Source organism: Leptospira bandrabouensis (assembly GCF_004770905.1).
Classification (GTDB): Bacteria; Spirochaetota; Leptospiria; order Leptospirales; family Leptospiraceae; genus Leptospira_A; species Leptospira_A bandrabouensis.
The window spans coordinates 1,278,561-1,297,175 of record NZ_RQHT01000014.1; the positions used below are offsets into that span (position 1 = coordinate 1,278,561).

21 protein-coding genes are annotated in these 18,615 nt (G+C 38.1%); 9 read left to right on the forward strand and 12 right to left on the reverse strand.

Translation table 11 applies throughout. The features are described 5' to 3' along the window. Positions 1-40 precede the first annotated feature (40 nt). Complete coding sequence (locus EHR07_RS13280; protein WP_135745509.1) at positions 41-1,015, reverse strand: cysteine synthase A; 975 nt, start codon at positions 1,013-1,015, stop codon at positions 41-43. Positions 1,016-1,062: 47 nt separating this feature from the next. Between EHR07_RS13280 and EHR07_RS13285 the strand changes: the two genes are divergently transcribed. The 4 genes from EHR07_RS13285 to EHR07_RS13300 are packed head-to-tail and all read left to right on the forward strand — an operon-like array spanning position 1,063 to position 4,904. Continuing rightward, entirely contained in the window at positions 1,063-2,382 is a 1,320-nt protein-coding gene (locus EHR07_RS13285) for an MFS transporter (protein WP_135745510.1), read from the forward strand. A 42-nt stretch (positions 2,383-2,424) separates the two neighbouring features. Further along, the gene (locus EHR07_RS13290; RefSeq protein ID WP_135745511.1) at positions 2,425-2,967 is read left to right on the forward strand and encodes an SRPBCC family protein; all 543 of its coding nucleotides are present in this window, start codon (positions 2,425-2,427) and stop codon (positions 2,965-2,967) included. A 15-nt stretch (positions 2,968-2,982) separates the two neighbouring features. Further along, the gene (locus tag EHR07_RS13295; RefSeq protein WP_135745512.1) at positions 2,983-4,047 is read left to right on the forward strand and encodes a glycoside hydrolase family protein; all 1,065 of its coding nucleotides are present in this window, start codon (positions 2,983-2,985) and stop codon (positions 4,045-4,047) included. Next, positions 4,044-4,904 carry a pirin family protein gene (locus EHR07_RS13300; protein WP_135745513.1) on the forward strand — a complete coding sequence of 287 codons (861 nt, stop codon included), beginning with the start codon at positions 4,044-4,046 and terminating at the stop codon, positions 4,902-4,904. Before EHR07_RS13295 ends, EHR07_RS13300 begins: the two co-directional genes overlap by 4 nt. Before the next feature lie 17 nt (positions 4,905-4,921). Here EHR07_RS13300 and EHR07_RS13305 read toward each other — a convergent pair whose 3' ends face one another. From EHR07_RS13305 to EHR07_RS13320, 4 genes are read right to left on the reverse strand one after another with little or no spacing between them, the layout of a single operon-like run. Next, entirely contained in the window at positions 4,922-5,224 is a 303-nt protein-coding gene (locus tag EHR07_RS13305) for an LIC_10421 family protein (RefSeq protein WP_238735619.1), read from the reverse strand. Between the two features lie 42 nt (positions 5,225-5,266). After that, complete coding sequence (locus tag EHR07_RS13310; RefSeq protein ID WP_135745514.1) at positions 5,267-6,295, reverse strand: type I phosphomannose isomerase catalytic subunit; 1,029 nt, start codon at positions 6,293-6,295, stop codon at positions 5,267-5,269. Positions 6,296-6,306: 11 nt separating this feature from the next. Beyond that, on the reverse strand, positions 6,307-7,014 hold the full coding sequence (locus EHR07_RS13315) for a DnaJ domain-containing protein (RefSeq protein WP_135745515.1): 708 nt from the start codon (positions 7,012-7,014) through the stop codon (positions 6,307-6,309). A 15-nt stretch (positions 7,015-7,029) separates the two neighbouring features. Next, on the reverse strand, positions 7,030-7,749 hold the full coding sequence (locus tag EHR07_RS13320; RefSeq protein WP_135745516.1) for an LIC_12936 family protein: 720 nt from the start codon (positions 7,747-7,749) through the stop codon (positions 7,030-7,032). A gap of 118 nt (positions 7,750-7,867) precedes the next feature. Here EHR07_RS13320 and EHR07_RS13325 point away from each other — a divergent pair, with 118 nt between their 5' ends. Further along, positions 7,868-8,212: an STAS domain-containing protein gene (locus EHR07_RS13325; protein ID WP_002973307.1), complete on the forward strand. Its 345-nt coding sequence runs from the start codon at positions 7,868-7,870 to the stop codon at positions 8,210-8,212. Positions 8,213-8,221: 9 nt separating this feature from the next. On the opposite strand, the gene EHR07_RS13330 is transcribed toward EHR07_RS13325, so the two are convergent. Then, complete coding sequence (locus EHR07_RS13330) at positions 8,222-8,791, reverse strand: LIC10729 family protein (protein WP_244288944.1); 570 nt, start codon at positions 8,789-8,791, stop codon at positions 8,222-8,224. Positions 8,792-8,827: 36 nt separating this feature from the next. Between EHR07_RS13330 and EHR07_RS13335 the strand changes: the two genes are divergently transcribed. After that, positions 8,828-9,760 (forward strand): bifunctional riboflavin kinase/FAD synthetase, encoded by a 933-nt coding sequence (locus EHR07_RS13335; RefSeq protein WP_135745518.1) that lies wholly within the window; start codon positions 8,828-8,830, stop codon positions 9,758-9,760. Here the strand turns inward: EHR07_RS13335 and EHR07_RS13340 are convergent. The 6 genes from EHR07_RS13340 to EHR07_RS13365 form a co-directional block, all read right to left on the reverse strand. Next, a complete protein-coding gene (locus tag EHR07_RS13340; RefSeq protein WP_135745519.1) occupies positions 9,746-10,510 on the reverse strand; it encodes a hypothetical protein in 765 nt (254 codons plus the stop codon). The genes EHR07_RS13335 and EHR07_RS13340 overlap by 15 nt on opposite strands. An 8-nt stretch (positions 10,511-10,518) precedes the next feature. Further along, positions 10,519-12,033, reverse strand: a complete 1,515-nt coding sequence (gene rodA, locus EHR07_RS13345; RefSeq protein ID WP_135745520.1) for a rod shape-determining protein RodA — start codon at positions 12,031-12,033, stop codon at positions 10,519-10,521. After that, positions 12,033-13,970 carry a penicillin-binding protein 2 gene (gene mrdA / locus EHR07_RS13350; protein ID WP_135745521.1) on the reverse strand — a complete coding sequence of 646 codons (1,938 nt, stop codon included), beginning with the start codon at positions 13,968-13,970 and terminating at the stop codon, positions 12,033-12,035. The genes rodA and mrdA overlap by 1 nt, the downstream gene beginning before the upstream one ends. Further along, positions 13,967-14,482 (reverse strand): rod shape-determining protein MreD, encoded by a 516-nt coding sequence (mreD, locus tag EHR07_RS13355; RefSeq protein WP_135573425.1) that lies wholly within the window; start codon positions 14,480-14,482, stop codon positions 13,967-13,969. The genes mrdA and mreD overlap by 4 nt, the downstream gene beginning before the upstream one ends. Beyond that, the gene (gene mreC, locus EHR07_RS13360) at positions 14,479-15,660 is read right to left on the reverse strand and encodes a rod shape-determining protein MreC (protein WP_135745522.1); all 1,182 of its coding nucleotides are present in this window, start codon (positions 15,658-15,660) and stop codon (positions 14,479-14,481) included. The genes mreD and mreC overlap by 4 nt, the downstream gene beginning before the upstream one ends. A 69-nt stretch (positions 15,661-15,729) precedes the next feature. After that, positions 15,730-16,353, reverse strand: coding sequence for a hypothetical protein (locus tag EHR07_RS13365; protein WP_135745523.1), 624 nt, complete (start codon positions 16,351-16,353; stop codon positions 15,730-15,732). Between the two features lie 152 nt (positions 16,354-16,505). Between EHR07_RS13365 and EHR07_RS13370 the strand changes: the two genes are divergently transcribed. From EHR07_RS13370 to EHR07_RS13380, 3 genes are read left to right on the forward strand one after another with little or no spacing between them, the layout of a single operon-like run. Continuing rightward, entirely contained in the window at positions 16,506-16,889 is a 384-nt protein-coding gene (locus tag EHR07_RS13370) for a hypothetical protein (protein ID WP_135745524.1), read from the forward strand. Continuing rightward, positions 16,889-17,851, forward strand: coding sequence for a hypothetical protein (locus EHR07_RS13375; protein ID WP_135745525.1), 963 nt, complete (start codon positions 16,889-16,891; stop codon positions 17,849-17,851). The genes EHR07_RS13370 and EHR07_RS13375 overlap by 1 nt, the downstream gene beginning before the upstream one ends. A gap of 22 nt (positions 17,852-17,873) precedes the next feature. Continuing rightward, a complete protein-coding gene (locus tag EHR07_RS13380) occupies positions 17,874-18,587 on the forward strand; it encodes a YqjF family protein (protein ID WP_135745526.1) in 714 nt (237 codons plus the stop codon). Positions 18,588-18,615 lie beyond the last annotated feature (28 nt).

Here is an 18,615-nt window from a genome sequence, read left to right on the forward strand (position 1 = left end):
TTTCATTTAAAATCCTTCTAATAACAAACTCCTGTTTGGTTTAAAGGAGACCTTTTGAAGCCAAAAACTCTTCATTGTAAATTTTGGACTGGTATTTGGCTCCACTGTCACATAACACGGTCACGATGGTATGTCCTGGGCCTAGATCTTTGGCAATTTGGTAAGCTGCAGCCAAGTTGATCCCCACACTTCCGCCCATAAACAAACCATCTTTTTTTAAAACCAAATTCAAAATTCTTAGGGCTTCTTTGTCATGGATACGAACCGCATCATCGGCAGGCATCCCTTCCATATTTTTGGTGATCCGACCTTGCCCAATCCCTTCTGTGATGGAAGATCCTTCGATGCTGATCTGTCCAGTTTTGACAAAAGAATAAATTCCGGAACCATAAGGGTCAGCCACAATGCATTTGATATTCGGATTTTTGGATTTGAAAAAAAGTCCCGTTCCTGCATAGGTTCCGCCGGTACCTAGGGAGGTGGTCCAAACATCAATTTTTCCTTGGGTTTGTTCCCAAATTTCGGGACCTGTAGTTTCGAAGTGGGCGTTCCGATTGGCTAAATTATCAAATTGGTTGGCCCAAACGGAATTGGGAGTCTCATTGGCAATCCGTTCTGACACTCGTACATAATTTCCTGGATCGGAATAAGGAACCGCAGGGACTAGAGTCACATCGGCACCTAACGTGCGTAGCATTTCAATTTTTTCTTTCGACTGTGTTTCTGGGATGACGATGACAGATTTGTAACCTTTTGCATTACAGATATGGGTGAGTCCAATTCCGGTATTACCCGCAGTCCCTTCGACAACCGTGCCACCAGGTTTTAGGAATCCTTTTTTTTCGGCGTCTTCGATGATGTATAAGGCAGCTCTATCTTTGACAGACCCACCTGGATTTAAAAACTCAGCTTTGCCTAAAATTTCACAACCTGTTTCTTCGCTTAGGGAGTGAATGCGAATGAGTGGGGTGTTCCCCACAGTATCAATAAAACCGTTTCGTATATTTGTATTCATGAGAATCGACTTGACTCCTTCCCCTTAGACTTACATCTTCCTAGTCTATGTTACAAACCATTCGCCTATGGTTCGCTCCTGCTACGCCCATACCCCAAAAATCTGAAAAAGAAATCCAAACTCTATATCCGAAATTTCGGTTTCGAGTTTTGGAATCGACTTTTCTTGGTTATACGACCTACTACTTAACTCGAAATAACTTCTCACCAGTTTCTAAAGAAATTGGAGAAGCGTTATCTTATTCGAAAACAGAGATAGGTGACATCCTCGCAGTTACTGCCATCACTTATGGGATTGGAAAATTTTTAATGGGAGCACTCTCCGATAGGTCCAATCCAAGAAAGTTTATGGCTGTTGGTTTGTTTCTTACAGCCATTTTGAATTTTTCATTTGGATTTGCGAATCATTATTGGATTCATCTTTTTTTATGGGGTGCTAACGGTCTTGTACAAGGAATGGGTTGGCCACCTTGCGGACGTTCCCTTGGACATTGGTATTCGGTAAGAGAACGAGGTACTACGTTTGCATTTTGGAATATTGCACATAATATTGGAGGAGGTATTGTTGGAGTTGTTGCTTCTCATTCGGCAGCGCAGTTCGGATGGCAATACGCTTTCTTTGTTCCAGGGATCATTGCCCTTGTTGGATCCGTGTATTTATACATTCGACTTGTAGACACTCCCCAATCCGAAGGACTTCCTCCCATTGAAGTTTATAGAAATGACTATCCACCAGAAGAAAAAGAAGACCACGAAGCTGAACTTACCACTAAACAATTGATTGTTGAGCAAGTTCTTATGAACAAATACATTTGGTTATTTGCAATTATCAATTTTTTTGTTTATATCATTCGTTATAGTTTGATTGATTGGGGACCTACTTACCTTAAAGAAACCAAAGGAGCGGATCTTTTGGGTGGTGGATATTCTACACTCATTTTAGAATTTGGTGGGATTGGTTCTACCATTCTTATGGGTTGGGTATCTGATAAATTTGACGGTAGAAGGGGAATGGTAAGTTTACTATGTATTATCCCTATTTTCTTTGCATTTCTCGGAATTTTATGGAATCCCCCTGGTAATATTTTTATCGACTATATTTTGTTTGGACTCATCGGACTTTTTATCTATCCACCTGTGATGTTGTTAGGTGTGGCAGGTATGGATTTTACATCTAAAAAAGCAGTGGGAACAGCTGCAGGTTTTATCGGCCTATTTGGCTCATTGGGAAGAACCGCACAAGGTAAAGGTCTTGCCGTTCTTGCTACAAACTACTCGTGGGATGTAGCATTATATGCGATTCTTGGATCCACATTGATTGCCATCTTCTTGCTTGTTTTCAGTTGGAATTTACGTCCACGTGGGTAAATAAATTGACTAAATCAAAAAAATAGATAAGATACTGAACTTATGACACTCGGCAAAAAAATTTCCATAGGAATCATCGGGATCATCGCGATCCCGTTAGTTGTGGCTATCTTCCTACCAACAGGATACCAGGTAGAGCGTTCCATCGACATAAACAAATCAGCCCAAGATGTATTTTCGTACATTCGAATGTTGAAAAACCAAGACCAATACAGTGTATGGGCCAAAAAAGATCCTAATATGAAAAAGATTTATAAAGGCCAAGATGGTACTGTAGGTTTTATTTCACGTTGGGAAAGTTTGGAAAAAGATGTGGGAACTGGGGAACAAGAGATTAAAATGATCAATGCGGATGCCTTAGAGATGGAAACAGAACTCAGATTTTTTGAACCTTTTGAAGGAACAGAACGCAGTTATATGAAAGTTTCATCTTTGGACCAAAAAAAATCCAAAGTGATCTGGGGTTTTGATGGATCCATACCTTATCCATCTAATTTGATGTTACTTTTTATGAATTTTGAAGAAATGATCGGAAAAGACTTTGAAGAGGGACTGTCCAACCTAAAAGTTGTTTTAGAAAAGTAAGGAAACTCATTTCGATTGAACAAACAAAATATCTATTGGCAACTTTACCAAGACGATCCCATTTTAAAACCCGGATTCCCATCTCCCATTTTGGCGGATCCGAGTTTTTTATTTCCTGAAAATTGTCCTGATGGCCTTTGGCATCTCTTTGCTCACAATATCTTTGGAGTACAAGAGTTCCATTCTGAAGATGGTATCCATTGGAAAAAAAGAAAAACCGTAGTATGGAATGCCATGCGTCCTTTTATCTTTTTGGATGCGGGAACTTATTATTTATATTACGAAAAATACAAATTCCTTCATGTCCTTATGTCTTGGTTTCCTTTTCGGAAATGGAAGTCACATATCGAAGTCAGAACCAGTAAAGATTTAAAATCTTGGTCCTCACCAAAAACAGTCATTATACCAAAATTTTCCTTTCATAAAGATTCAAAATATGGAGAATCGGTGAGTAATCCTTGTTTGGTGAAGTTTGGGAAAAAGTACAGAATGTACTTTTCTTCGTCTCTAGTTTTTATCCCTGACTGTGGATTTTGTGAACCAAAACATATCACGGTTGCTGAAGCAGACTCGCCACTGGGACCGTTTTCCTATTTTTCTGATCCCATAATTTCACCAAATGAGATGGATCCATTTTGTAACTTGGGGGCAGGTTCCATCAAAGTGATTGAATGGAAAGGTAGATACCTTGGATTTCAAAATGGAATTTTTTGGAATCCTGTGAGAAAGGAATCCTGTTCGGCCATTCTCTTTTTACAAAGTGAGGATGGGATCAATTTTGATCGCATCAACCATACTCCCATCCTTGGCCCTACTGGAAGAGGATGGAAAGCAAGCCATGTATATGCTTGCGATGTGAAGTATTCGGAAACCGAAAAAATCTTTATCCTTTATTTTAATGCACGAAACAAAGCCCATTGGACCCAAGGCAAAGAAGCCATTGGTCTTTTTGTGGGTAAGGTGGAAGAATCCAAAACTTCTGGAACGAAATCTACCAAACCAGTCACCAAACAAAAACCAACGACTAAAAAGAAAATATCCAAACCAAAACCAAAGGTAAAGAAGTCTAATCGCAAATGACAAAATCTCTTGTTGGACACTCAAAAGACTTAGGTGCCAATTTTATCATCCGTCGTGTTCTTCCTGCGATGGAGAAACGTTCGGTAGGCCCCTTTGTTTTTTTTGACCACTTTGGTCCTGTACCTGTCGTGACTGGTGAAGAACTAGTAGTTCGTGCGCATCCGCATATAGGTCTTGCTACCATCACTTTTTTATATGATGGGGTCATCACTCACAGAGATAGTTTAAAAGTGGAAATGGACATTCGCCCAAATGAAACCAATTGGATGGTAGCAGGTTCAGGAATCGTACACAGTGAACGCTCTAAATTTGATCCAAAATATGAAATATTGGAAGGCATCCAAACCTGGATTGCTTTGCCTGCAGATAAAGAAGAGATAGAACCAAGTTTTGAACATTTTTCGGAACAGGAAATTCCGGTTTTAACGAAAGATGGTTTGGTCTTTCGTTTGTTAGGTGGAAGTTACCTTGGATTACGTTCTCCTGCGACTGTGCATTCACCCTTATTTTATGCTGACATAGAAATCAAACAAAGTGCAGATCTTGTCCATTGGGATCTAACTGATAAAGAAGAAGCGGGACTTTATGTGTCTCGTGGTGCGATCGAATCCAACGGTGAATCTTATGCAGTAGGTTCTATGGTATTATTTGAAAAGGGAACTTCTGTATCTTTTAAAGCCAAACAAAACAGTCGTTTGATTTTACTCGGTGGGGAACCACTTACGGAAAAAAGAAATATATTTTGGAACTTTGTTTCGACAAAACAAGAAAACATAGAAAGAGCAAAGGAAAGATGGGCAAAAGATGAATTTCCGAAAGTTCCAGGGGAAACAGATCGAATTCCTTTGCCCACTTAAAAGTGAAAGTTTAGGTTTTATTTAATATCGTCGGCTGCTTTTTTGTATTCTTCCGCTTCTGCACGAAATTCTTTTGCAAGTGTTAGGCAATGTTCTTTAAACTTTGCTTCGCTGATTGCTTTTCCACCTTTGTTACCCGCCATTTTTTCGTGTCTTTTGGCACTTGCTTCTTTCTCTTTTGCCATCGCATTGAGATAAGAACGTGCAGCTTGTTTACTTTCTGGAGAATTTGCTTCTTTAATCATCAAATTTTCCAAGTCAGATAAAGCAAATACGGATGTAGATGCTAACACGAGTAATAGGGAAATAATTTTTTTCATAGATTCCTCTCTGGCATCTATTATACCGATTCTATTAAAATGTCAATAGGGCAGTGATTGATATTTTACAGTATCAGAACCAGCAGACATAAAAGCTAACTTTGTACCGGTTTCTGCATAGGCTGAGATAGTTTCCAAAAACCCAGATGCGGTTACCATAAATGTTTCATTCGGTCCCACGAGTTTTTGGAATTCAGGAAAGTAAATAGAACCAGAAATGGTATAAAAAATTCCGAAAGTCACAGGGTCACCTAATTTTGAAAAGGTGAAATTCTGCGCCTGGTTGAACTCCCAAGATTCCAATCGAAATTTATCATTGGAAGTAAAAAGATATCTTGGAAAAGGATGGTATGTGATGAGTTGTTTTATTTGTTTTTCGGAACCATCTGATTTTTGAAAATTTAAAACAGCGAGAGCTTTTTCTAAATGTAGTTCTCTTGGATTTCCATCATCCCCCAATCGTCCATAATCGTACACTCTGTACGTGGAATCTGAGGACTGTTGTACTTCCAATAGTAAAACACCACCACCTATCGCATGAATGGTTCCTGGGTTTAGAAGGAATACATCACCTGGTTTGACTTTCCATTTACGTAGTACAGTCTCTCCTAAATTTTGTTTTACTAAAGTTTCGTATTCTTCTCGGTTTGTGTGGGTATCAAAACCAACTACAAGTTCTGCTCCGGGATCAGCGCTTAAAACGTACCAACATTCCTTTTTTCCATTCGATTTGGGATCATATTTGAGTGCATAATCGTCATCGGGATGGACTTGGACGGAAAGTTTTTCTTTGGCGTCTATGACTTTTACGAGTAATGGTAATCCAGATTTGGCAAATGGTTTTCCGAGAACTTGATCTGGTGCTTTTCGGATAAGTTCTGTTAGTGGGGTATTCTCAAACTCTTTATTTTTGATAGGAGAAATGTCCGATCCGTAAACTGAAACTTCCCAGGATTCCCCAATGGATCCTTCTGGAATTTTACGACCAAGAGAAGTTTCGAGTTTTCTTCCTCCCCAGATTTTTTCCTTATAGAGGGGGTTTACAAATAGAACTTGAGGAATCTTCTCCATCGATTTCCTTTTTAGACAGTACTCTTTGCTCGTAAAGGGATATTTTTGTGTATTAAGAGTTTCACGCGGAGGTATTTTTTCTTAAAATGGGTAAAAGAATCGGGGCGGAATTTGGAAAGATCAAATTCAAAAACCTTTCCCTGGACTAGGGCCGATTTGGGAAATTCGACCTTTAGATTCCTGTAACCTTTGTAACTGCCTCGTCCATTGCAAGCAGGACAATGCGGGTCACCACCCATACAATCCCGACAGACTATTCTTACCGTTAAGGGGATGACAGCAATCACTGGTCGTATGATTTCTGATTCTTTTAAATCAATGATCAAATCGTAATCGATTCCTGTAACTTTACGTCTATCTTTGTTACGAAAACCTTTCCTCATTAATCCCCGTTTGGCGAGCTCTAAAATTCCGGTAGTGAATCGAACACGAGAGACTGGAAGTACAAAGGGATGTTCTTCTAATTTGCGTTTTAAAAATTCACGAGCATAGTTTTTCCTAAATTCTTCATCGTAACGTTTTCGTCCTTCACCCGTTAAGGTTTGGTAAGCAAAATAGAGGTTTTGGAATTTTGAATAAGATCCTGTGTGCGGATTGTCCGGATGGAATTGTTTGACCAAATGACGGAAAGAGGATTTAATCTCTTCCGTCGTGGCACCAAAAGGAATCTCTAGGACTTCGTAAAGGTTGGTAGGTTCTGGTGGTATGGATAAACTCATTCCACCCTCATTGGTTTATGGTTCTTGGAAATCTCCGCTGACTGAAACTTCCAATATCGATTCAGAAACCATTCTAGTTTCTAAACTCCCTTTTGCTTGGATGTATCTGTCGATGGTTCTTGCTACTTCGCGGAGTCTGTCGCGGTAAGCGGTTGCTAATCGTAGACGTTCCCAAGGACTTTGGATTTTTTCTAACTCAAAATTTAAGGTATTGTCGTCAGCATTAGTAACAGTACGAACCGAAAGTGTAAGTCCTTTGACTCCACCGCTTGTATTATTTTTTAATTCACGGTAAGTAGTGACAGGATCTTTTCCTTTTTCACTTAGCGATTTTCTGGACCAAAAAGAAATTTCATCTAAAGAGAATCCACCACCTTCTGCTCCACCGCCACCTTTCAACTTCATCACAAAACGGCTATGTAATACATAACGTGGTTCAAATGGAAGGTGGATTTCCCTTGCATTGGTCACTTGACCATAACGACTGTCTTTGATTTTTTTTTCGAAACTAAGGAACTTAACCTTTTCATTGATCACAGCGTGGTAATCATCCACTTCTTTACCAATTCTTTCGATCTTTTGTTGTTGTTTCGCATTGTACGGGATGAGAGCGATACTTCCATCTGGATTTAACTTTTTAGAATCTGCTTGGCTAACAGGTTCATTTTTTTCATCCGCGGCAAAAAGGCCAACGGTGAGTAGGAAGGATAAAATTAGGACAAACGAGATACGCATACGAACTCCCAAGTAGTAGACTCTATATATATTTTCGACTTTTGAAATGAAATCATTAATTTGTTAAAAATAAGGTTGATAAAAAACGCAAAAACCCGAGCCTAGCGGTAGGTCTTCTATGGAAATCAATCTGAAAAAAAATGCCGACGCTTATGTGATCAGCATTTCTGGAAGTTTGGACATTTATACTTCCCTGGATTTTAAAAACTTCCTGGAAACCAATGTTCCGAGCCAACCCACTGAAAATCTGCACGTCATCATCAATTTAGAGAAACTCAATTATATTGATTCCTCTGGAATTGGCATGCTCATCAAGCAGCTGAATTATGTCCAGGAACTCAAGGGAAAGTTCTCCATCGCCAATATGAAACCAGCGATTGAAAAGGTTTTTAAAGTGGCAGGACTTACCAGTTACTTCCAAACCATTGGCGAAGACGAATACCGCGAAAAATACGCAGTTTAGTATTTCGTTTTAGTCTCGCGTTTCTAGTCGATTTTCTAAGATAAAAGCATCCCAAATCCCCCAAAACCTCCCAAGTGAGTTGTGACTAGGCACTAAATCAACGTAAATCTTTCCATTTGGGTATTCGGAAGGTTCTAAAGGAATTTCTACAGGATTGGTGAAACTCTGGTTTCGATCCACATATACAGAAATTTTGGGCCTTCCATTCACAACAATGTTTAGTTTCCTTGGTTTGAATTTGGAACCCTTTAGGGGACGATACCGAGTGAGATCCAAATACAGGTAAACTGTCGATTTAGAGACCACCTGTTTTTCTAATAAGAATGGGAGTCCAGTTTCAGGTACCATTCGGCAAATATAATCTTGGAGTCCTAAGTGAGGTGCATCTGGTTCTAACTCATAGGATTGGTAGAGGGCCCATGTTTTTAATTCGGGAAAGGTGGCCACGTCTTCTGGCAATTGACCTTCTTCGATTCCAAATTCTTGTTTGGGGATAAGGGAGTCGGATGCGAACATCGAAGCAAAGTTTGATAAAAAGATTGCCGTAAGGAGAAGGATTCGTAGTTTCAATGGAAGCACCTAGTACAAGTATCGGAAAACGAGACAAGTCCCCCTTTGAAAATTATTCGCTCTTTAGAATTGATCCAAAACGAGTTTCAAAAAGGCTCCTCTTTGACACTCGGCAACTTTGATGGAATCCACGTGGGTCACCAGACCTTACTCTTACGGACTGTGGAGAAAGCTAAGGATTTAGGACTTCCCTCCGTCGTTGTCACTTACTTTCCCAATCCATCTGTAGTTCTTGGAAAAAAACCTAATTTCAAATACTTATCTTCGGAAACAGAAAAAGAGGAACTCATCCGTGGGTTTGGGATCGACTACTTGGTTGTTTTGGATTTTACCTTAGAACTTTCAAAAATGTCTGCGGAAGATTTTTTAGAAAAGATTATGATCCAAACTTTGAATGCAAAACATATCGTCATTGGTTATAATCATTTTTTTGGAGCAGAACGTCGTGGTGATTTTACATTACTCGATGCAAATAAAACTAAATATGGTTATGCGGTAGAATTAAAAGAAGCAGTTCTAAAAAAGGAAAGTAAAATTTCCTCTTCCCTCATCCGAGGATTTTTGGAAAAAGGGGAGATGGAAGAAGCAAAAATTCTTCTTGGAAGAAATTATCATATAACGGGTGTTGTGTTTGAAGGTGCCAAACGAGGTAGGACCATTGGGTTTCCCACAGCCAATATCAAAGTTCCTGAAGACAAACTTTTGCCATCTATCGGTGTTTATGCTTGTTTTGCGAAGTTTGATGGCCGTGACCACAAAGGAATGGTCAACATTGGTCACAATCCCACCTTTGATGGAATCGGATTACATGTGGAAGTCAATGTTTTTGATTTTGATGGTAATTTGTACGGAAAAGATGTAGAATTAGAAATTGTTAGTAAAATCAGAGATGAGAAAAAATTTAGTGGTTTGGAAGAACTGAAAAACCAACTAACAAACGATAAAGAAGAGAGTGTCCGTATCTTAAATTTTAACTAAGTGGTATAATTTTCCTTTTCGTTTGATTTTCCCTAAAATTTGTCCGTTTGTTGAATCCTTTTCTATCAATCCTTCTAAAGATGTTTTGGATACGGCCCAATCTTCTTTTAGCTCATCAAAATAAAATCCATGTTCCTTTTTTGATGAGTCTTTCATTAAAAGTACATTTTTTTGTTTTTTTTCGCCTTCTTCCATAAGTACAAACCCAGGTCCTGGAAATAAAGGTACGAATTTTTCTTTGATACGTAATTGTTTTTTAAAAGCAGGAATGTCACGGAGAATACGATAATTTTTTTTAGGGATTAAAAAGTTTACACCTTCTAACACATAACAAATAAAAATTAACTTACCTTTAAGATCTTGTGATGAAGTTCGAATTTGTTTTTTTTCAGAAAGGCGATTTGCAATGCGATTAATTCTATTTTTTAAAGCGGAATCCAAAAACTCAATTTTATCTTCAGATTTAATTTTTTCTAAGATATGGAAAAGTGTATCAAATTCTTTTTGTTTGTATTCGTTTTTGATTTTGAACTTTAAAATTTCTGCGTTTAAACGTTTGCTTCTTTGTAAAAAGTAAGGTGATTCGTTTGTTTCAGAAAGTTGAATCAATTTTTCTGACAACTCAATCATTGAGGAGATATGAATTTTTGATTCCCTTTCGAGTTCTTCCAAACGAATCAATTCATTTTCTAATTCGATTTTGGTTTGAAAGAATTCTTCTGCCCCCAATATTTTTTTGGTCGGTTTCATCTTGGATCTTAGTTTGCAAACTTACGTTTTTTAATAGATAAAATAATTCCAACAGCAGTCATTGCCATCACTAAATGCGATCCACCATAACTCATAAACGTTAGTGGAACACCTGTTACGGGGAGAAGTCCAATTACAATTCCGACGTTAATGGCAATATGAAAAAAGATCATAGCAACAATACCTGCGGCAAGAAGAGATCCAAACCTGTCTTTACTTTCAAAACTAATTTGGAGTCCACGGAGTGGGATGGACATAAGGAAAAATAATAATAGAACACTTCCAAAAAATCCTGTTTGTTCGGCCCAGGAAGCAAAAATAAAATCTGTTCCCGATTCGGGAACATGAGGGACACGACCTTCCGTCATCTCTCCGTGAAAGAGCCCTTTTCCAAATACCTTTCCTGAACCTACTGCAGGTTTGGATGCTCGGAGTTGGTAACCTGCACCTTGTTTGAATTGGTCAGGATTGAGAAATGCAGTAAGACGAATGACTTGGTTTTCACGAAAGGGAATGGATTTGTGAACCGCAATGGCAGATAAGATGGAGAGTCCCAAAATTCCAATGGTGATGTAGTAGTTTCTTAAGTGTTTGGAACCTCGGGCAATTCGAATAAAAATCATTACCAAACTAATGAGGGCAAGTGTTCCACCGAGACCAAACATAAACGCTTCGTTAGATAAAATTTTATATCCGAGACTAGCGTATTCATCTTTCACAATTTCTGATGCTTCCCGAATCATTTGTAGGTTTTTGGGATTTTCAATTCCAGGTAGAGTTAGGCCAGATACTTTTTTCCCATCTAAAATTAACCAAATTTTACCTTGGAGTTGGTTTACGATCGATACAAGTTCTACTTTGTTATCTTTGCGAAGTAAATCAATGAGTGGTTGGATGAGGGTTAATTGAGAGTAAGCAAGATACATGGGAACCATGAGGGAAATTCCTCCGAAGGTAAGTAGGGATCCCACATGTAAAATATCAGCTCCACCTAAGTATAACATGGTGAATAACATTGGTAAAAAAGATACAGCAGTTCCAAAGTCTGGTTGCAGAATGATGAATAACATTGGCACCAAACAAATAATAAATGGAACAATGAGTACTGTTATCTTGTGCATTTCCTTTTCTTTTAAAACTAAATACTGCCCAAGAAGAATTACGGTTGCTAGTTTAGAAAATTCGGATGCTTGGAGGGTGATGGGCCCAAGTTTTAACCAAGAACGAGCACCACGACCGGAAGGAAGGTATCCAATTCCAGGGATCAGTGTTAGAATCAGTAAAACAATCGAAAAGAGATAAATGAAAAGGGCATACGAACCTATCAGCTGATAGTTGATTCTTGACATAAACCACATGGAGATCAGTCCTACGAAAACAAACGTAAACTGTTTATACCATCGTCCGAGTCCATCGGCGGTGTTTGCTTCTTGTGTGTATAAAGTTAGGACTCCTGCCATTGCCACTAGGACAACGGAAAAAATTAGAAAAAAATCGAGTTTTTCTGTATTGCGATCAGCCATTAAAATGCCTCTTGTTCTACTGGTGCTTCTTCTTCCATTGTTTTAGCACGTGACCTATCTGTTCTTGGGAAAGACCCTGGAGGGAAAGCTGCTTTGAAGACTTCACGTGCTGCCGGAGCCGCAGATGCAGCACCACCTACTCCGTATTCTACGAACGCAGCAACTAATATTTGTTTTTCGGGAGGTGCATTTACGGGTGCATAGCCAATGAACCAAGCGTGGTTCGAAGAGGAAGCACCTCTCCTTCTTGTTTGTGCCGTTCCTGTTTTACCTGCAATTTCTGGAAGTGTTGGTGAGTTGAGAACACCAGATGCAGTTCCTGAATATCCTACTAAGTACAATCCTTCTTTGAGTGCTTCCACTGTAGAACGTTTCAAAGGAATGTCTCTTAATATTGTAGGTTCTGTTTTTTGAATGAGAGAGTTATCTAGAGGACTTCTAATTTCAGATACAATATATGGTTTGTATATTTTTCCATTGTTGACAACTGCCATATAAAAAAGTGCCATTTCAATGGGTGTCACAGATATAAAACCTTGTCCGATAGAAAGGTTTACTGTATCTCCATCAAACCACTTGTTACCATAAGTTCTTTTTTTCCAATCGGAACTGGGAATAAACCCAGTGGCTTCGCCTGGAAGGTCAATGCCGGTTTTTTTGTCTAAACCAAATAACCGTGAGTAGGCGAGAATTGGTTCAGCACCCAATTTATAACCTAATTGATAAAAATAAACAGAATTGGATTTTTCTAGTGCTTGTGCTAGATTCAACTCTCCATGATTCTTTTTATCCCAGTTATAAAATACTTGGTCCGGAACACCTTTAAAGGTTGATTTAAGAGTAAAACTTGCAGGGCAGGAAAAAGTTTGTTTTGGATCAAAATTGATTTTATGTTCACTTTCCATTGCGGCAAGGCCAACGAGCGTTTTAAAGGTAGATGCAGGAGGGAACCTAGATTGGATTGCTAAATTCAAAAATCCACCATTGTTCGTAACGCGTGTAAAGTGGTTAGAGCGATCTAGTTTATTTTTGCCAGACAAAATATTTGGGTCATAGGCTGGATTTGATGCCATCGCCAAAACTTCCCCCGTAGTGGCTTTGATAGCAAGAACCGTTCCTCTCACCCCTTTTAACGCACGATAGGCTGCGATTTGCATATCGCGGTCGATGGTTAAAATTAAATTATTACCGGGAACAGAATGTTCGATGACACGTTCTTCTTCAATATTTCCTTCTGTATTTCTTTTTTGGATGCGAAATCCGTCCTGCCCACGAAGGGTAGTATCATAGAGAGATTCGATTCCACCTTTCCCAATGAGTTGGTAGGTTTTAATTTCTTTTTCTTGTAAATCACTAGTGGTTGGTTTTCCCACATAACCAGTCACATGCGAAAGAGCAGGGCCCATGTGATACACTCTTGCTGGTGAAGAAACCAAATACACATACCGATTGATATTATCTAGAACGAGGATTCTTTCTTGTTGTTCTCGTGATATTCCTTCTAAAAGTACAAAAGGTTCACGGGAACGGATTTTTTTTATCAACCGAGAGTCTTGAAGTTCTTTTTCATAATAAACGATGGGGATAGAAAGAGCTTCGCAAAATTTATAGATAAAATCTTTTACCTTTCTCGGATCGTTCTTTAATAAACTTGTGTTAAGAATTACATCTAGGGAAGCCGAATTGGATACTAAAGGTTGGCTTGTTTCTGGTGTGAGAAAATTCCTATCAAAAATATTGCCCCTGTCAGCTGGAATGGATTCACTTCTGCGAACAAAACGTTCTGCCTTTAATGAATTCTCACTTCCTTGAACAATTTGTAAATTAAACAACTGGAGAATGTAGGCAGTGAGTGTAAATACAATCATCCCCGTAAAGAAATACAATCGTTTACGGAAACTTGCTTCTAAACGAAACTCAGATGCCGACTGGCTCATTGTCTAACCTCGTCTGCATCCAAACGGAAAGCCCAAGAGAATAAAAAGAACAATGCAGGACCAATGAAGGCATTGTACAATGATACATATAAAAAGGAATAACTTTGGTTCGAATGAAAAAACATCAAAAATAAAAGATAAGTAATGAGTCGGGATAAAAATGTAAATCCTAGAATATAAATCGTAATGGAAATATAGTTCTCAGTGTAAGAACTTCGCATCACTTTTCCTACAAAATATCCAATGATGGCATAGGAAAAAGAATGAAGTCCAATTTTGTAGTAAACAATATTGTCTCCACCAATCTCACCACCTAATGCAGTGTCTGTGAGTAACCCACCGAAAAACCCAAGCCATAATCCATAAAGTGGTCCTTTTCTTAATGCAAAAAAGACAACAAAGATCACCATAAAGTCAGGTCGAATGGCATTTCCTAATTCAAATAGGTTGGATCCATTTAGAAAATGGGAGAGTAACAAGCCTATGACGATAAATAGTTTGTCTAAAATCATGGTGTTACCTCCTTAGGGCCTTCTTGTGTGGAAGGAGCGGCTGGGGTTGTGGGTGTCGAATCAGGTGTATTTGTATTCACAGAAGGTTTTGTATATTGAGGATTTCCAAAAGTAGAAGGAAAGTTACCTTGTCTTTTTTCAGGTTCTTTTCCTTTTTTGTTATAATCTTTTTCTTTAGGAAAATCAATTTCACCAAAATAAGGGCCATCAATTTGGATTGTTTTTTCAGCTGGCCACTCTTCTCTCCATTTTTCAGGTTGTTTCTTTAAAACAATCACGTGTAATAGTTTATCAAATTCAACAAACGGGCGTAAGATGGCAGTTTTAAAAGATCCATTCCTTGGGCCTTCTTCAATAATCGTTCCTACAGGAATTCCTTGTGGGAAGACTCCGGATCCACCGGAACTAAATACAGCTTTTCCAATTTTACTAAACCCTTCCGTAAACATAGTGTTAGCTGATGTAGGTGGAGGATTCGGTCCCATGGGAAAATTACCAATGGCTTTTGGATCAATGACAATCCCGGCATCAATATAATCTAACAAAACGTCAGTACCTCGACCACTGTTTCCATTGAGTGAGGCCCAAAGATTGGTTCCTGGTATCGAAACTCCCATGGAAAAGTTGGAGTTGATGATGGGTTGGATGACTGCTGATCCTTTGGATACGGCAATAATTTTACCAACTAATGCTTCTGTAAATTTCCCTTTTTCATCCAATGCGCGAGCCACAACAGGCATATAAGGTTTGATTCCTACTTCAGAACCTTTGTTGATGATGATGGTTCTATAAATTGCATTCAAACGTACACTCAATACTTCCGCCCTTACAGACGGATAATCTAAATGTAAGGGAAAGTTTAACTCTTGTCTGAGGATGGCATTTTCTGCCTTCAATCTTTCGACATCTTTGGAAAGTTGGCGGTATTCTTCCATGACGTTCAAACAAGAATCGCGTTCTTCTCTGACTCGTTCGAAAGATTCGAGTTTGTTATAGCTACTTTTGATAAGGGATCCGAAGGAATCAAAGGACCCAGAAAAAAAGTCGCCTACACCCTGAAAGCTGGCAATCCCTCTTACCATGAAGTTGCCGTTCCAAATTAGGGAAGTAAAGGAAAACAGGAATACGAAGAGTAGGGAAAACAATTCGTCATTTTGATTGATGCGATTCCACTTCATGGACTTATGTCACATTAATTTTATCGGAAAGAATCTTTCAAGCGAGAATCAATTTTGGCCAATTTTTCACTACAGGGACTCTGGTAGGAAGTACAGTGAGGCCGGTGCCTCCCACCGGGCCTCGCCTCGAATGGTCTGGAGTCCTTTCGGGTTTCGGAAAACGGTGACCCGGACATTTCCCGGCGTGGGAGGGCGACTTCCATTCCATCCCAATTTCAGTCGGACTTCCCCGAATCCTGGATCAACAACTTGTGCGAAATAAGTTTTTGTCCCCGCTTGCACAATGGCAAATTCTCGAATTCCCAAAATGGGCCTCGGGTCGTTTGCCGTTCCCAAAAATTTTGAGACCAAGGAAAGGAAACTGGGGAAATCTTTTGTTTCCAGAGAAGATATATAATGGAGCAAGTGTTGGCGCAGGTATTCTTTTGCGTGGTTGTGTGCGAGTAACACACGGTGGCGTCGGTTTAGTTGCGAGTAGAAAGACTGAAGAAGGTCTCTTTCTTCTCTAGTACAGCCCGCACGAAACGCCAACCGGTCAAGTCGTTTGCTGTGCATACGTACAAGTTCAAACCTATATGTGAGATAGGCACTGAACCGAAAGCTAAGATAAAAGAAAAGAACCAGAAGGACAAGTTCTAACAAGGCGAATTGGGGATCGCCCTTCCATATCCAAACTGGTTTTTCTGGCAACATTTGTTGTTAGACAGATTTGGTTTGAGTTTTTGTGCTTTCTCTTTGGGAATGTGGTCAGGTAACATGGTGTTAGATGGGGATTTTAAATCTTTCCATTGTTCTATATGCAAAGAATCTATCTCTTAATTTTCTTATATTTTATAAATTGCCTCGTGATTCTGAAGGGACAGGATACTATCCGAAAAAGTGAAGCTGAAAGAGAAATCGCAAAAATTATTTTATTAAAAACAATTAGTTGTGGTTATAATGCCGGACGAGCCTATGCAATTTCTGAATTAGGTAATGAAGAAGAGGAACCGTATCCTTGGGTGCAGATCGGTGGTGGTTCGAATGCAAGTAGAGTTTTTTATGATAAAAAGGCATTAAACCATTGTTTGAGATCTTTGTCGGTAATGCCTTGTCCTACCAAAGATATAAAAACGAATGATGGTGATCGTGAATATGTAAACACTCTTATCTTCACACGTTACCAATCCTGTAATTTTCGCCTAATTGAAAATTGGAAAATATTTGAAACATTTAAGGAAGAAATCTAATGAGAATTTCGAATCATATCTCTGTAAAAATTCTTTCAACAAAGTATTCATTCTTTGCTGCTTTCTTTTGGATTTTGAACGATTCATATTTCAAATCTATATTTCATAATGAAATAACAGGAAAAATAAGCGATATCATTGGTTTGTTTTTAACTCCCTTACTTCTGTCTGTAATAGTTTTAATTTTTTGTAATTACAAAAAATTTAAGTTAGAAGAATCAAAAATTTTATTCGTTAGTATGTTTTTTGTAGGTCTTATTTTTATTCTATTGAACTTAAACCAAAAAACGAATGATTTCCTAACTAAAATTCTATGGTTTTTGATTCCTTCAAAAGGAATTGCTGACCAAACGGATATATTCTGCTTAATCGTTTACATTCCATTACTCTTGTTATTCTATAATCTCAAAAAGAAACAGTCAGGAAAAAATTTAAACTTATTAAAATATTTAACTCCAGTTTTAGTAAGTTTAGCTTTTATTAATACTTCAGCTGTTGGAAATTTAGAATCAGACTATAGTAGGATTTCCCTTTTTTGGTTACTTGCCGATATGGATGACCAAATAATTTCTACAACTCCAAAAGACGGTGATACCTATCAAAAATCCGAGATGATAAACTTTGAATGGATTTATAAAAACTATTATGGCGTTACTGAACCATCAGTTTACGATAATGAAATCGACTGCGGTATTACACAAGACCTGGGTGAATTAAAGAGATTTGTCACAGGAAAATTCCAGAATTATATAGTTCAAATTGCAAATAACGAAGTATTTTCTCCGATTGAAATGGAAATACATTCTAACGGAATAGAAAAAAAAGTTACAAGCGCGATAAACAATTCCGGCACTTATTACTATAGGGTCGCCCTTTTATATAAGAATAAAGAAGGTTGTGCGGAACAAAAGTTTCAGATTTATTTACCACAACAAGTTAAGAAAATATTCATTGTTGATTAATGGATAAACCGAAGGCAAGAAAATGAAAAAAGAAATCCAAGATATTATATCCTACAAAAAACATAGGCCTTGGGAAATGCCAAATAGGCATTGGTTTTGGTACCAGGAATGGAATGATGTTTTATTTTTACATTACCAAATACAAGAGAAGGATTTGAGGAAATTGGTTCCCGATTTTTTAGAATTGGATTCTTTTGAAGGATCTTACTTTGTATCCGTTGTGGCTTTTACAATGAATCAAATTCATATTAGAAATACGTTTCCTATTGGGTATTTTTCCAATTTTCATGAAGTGAATTTGCGAACTTATGTAAAAAATAAAAACAAACCAGGTGTCTATTTTTTAAGTATTGAAGCGGAAAAATTGATTCCGACAGTTATGGCAAAACTATTATCTGGGTTGCCTTATGAACATTCTAATATAGTTAGGTCACCTAACTTTTACTATATGAATGGCAAACGAAGTCAAATCAAAATTGATTTTACTGTTGGTAATAAAAATGAAAATTTGAAAGGGATCGATTTATGGTTAACGGAAAGATATTGTTTATATAAAGATAATTCTAAAAATCAAATTCCCTTAGAGGTTCATCATAAACCCTGGGATTTATATCATTGCGAGTTAAAAAATTTGGAAATAAAGTATCAGAAGTTTAATGAATACCTAGACTTCAATCATCCTTCTTTATACCATTATTCTCCCGGTGTAAAAGTAATTGCATGGAACCAAAACTAGAATCGTTGTTTCATAGTGATAAATAAAA

Coding starts and splice junctions, on each gene's coding strand:
- EHR07_RS13280 (WP_135745509.1), bottom strand. CDS start 1,015: ATGAATACAAATATACGAAACGGTTTTATTGATACTGTGGGGAACACC.
- EHR07_RS13285 (WP_135745510.1), top strand. CDS start 1,063: ATGTTACAAACCATTCGCCTATGGTTCGCTCCTGCTACGCCCATACCC.
- EHR07_RS13290 (WP_135745511.1), top strand. CDS start 2,425: ATGACACTCGGCAAAAAAATTTCCATAGGAATCATCGGGATCATCGCG.
- EHR07_RS13300 (WP_135745513.1), top strand. CDS start 4,044: ATGACAAAATCTCTTGTTGGACACTCAAAAGACTTAGGTGCCAATTTT.
- EHR07_RS13305 (WP_238735619.1), bottom strand. CDS start 5,224: ATGAAAAAAATTATTTCCCTATTACTCGTGTTAGCATCTACATCCGTA.
- EHR07_RS13310 (WP_135745514.1), bottom strand. CDS start 6,295: ATGGAGAAGATTCCTCAAGTTCTATTTGTAAACCCCCTCTATAAGGAA.
- EHR07_RS13315 (WP_135745515.1), bottom strand. CDS start 7,014: ATGAGTTTATCCATACCACCAGAACCTACCAACCTTTACGAAGTCCTA.
- EHR07_RS13320 (WP_135745516.1), bottom strand. CDS start 7,749: ATGCGTATCTCGTTTGTCCTAATTTTATCCTTCCTACTCACCGTTGGC.
- EHR07_RS13325 (WP_002973307.1), top strand. CDS start 7,868: ATGGAAATCAATCTGAAAAAAAATGCCGACGCTTATGTGATCAGCATT.
- EHR07_RS13340 (WP_135745519.1), bottom strand. CDS start 10,510: ATGAAACCGACCAAAAAAATATTGGGGGCAGAAGAATTCTTTCAAACC.
- rodA (WP_135745520.1), bottom strand. CDS start 12,033: ATGGCTGATCGCAATACAGAAAAACTCGATTTTTTTCTAATTTTTTCC.
- mrdA (WP_135745521.1), bottom strand. CDS start 13,970: ATGAGCCAGTCGGCATCTGAGTTTCGTTTAGAAGCAAGTTTCCGTAAA.
- mreD (WP_135573425.1), bottom strand. CDS start 14,482: ATGATTTTAGACAAACTATTTATCGTCATAGGCTTGTTACTCTCCCAT.
- mreC (WP_135745522.1), bottom strand. CDS start 15,660: ATGAAGTGGAATCGCATCAATCAAAATGACGAATTGTTTTCCCTACTC.
- EHR07_RS13365 (WP_135745523.1), bottom strand. CDS start 16,353: ATGTTGCCAGAAAAACCAGTTTGGATATGGAAGGGCGATCCCCAATTC.
- EHR07_RS13375 (WP_135745525.1), top strand. CDS start 16,889: ATGAGAATTTCGAATCATATCTCTGTAAAAATTCTTTCAACAAAGTAT.
- EHR07_RS13380 (WP_135745526.1), top strand. CDS start 17,874: ATGAAAAAAGAAATCCAAGATATTATATCCTACAAAAAACATAGGCCT.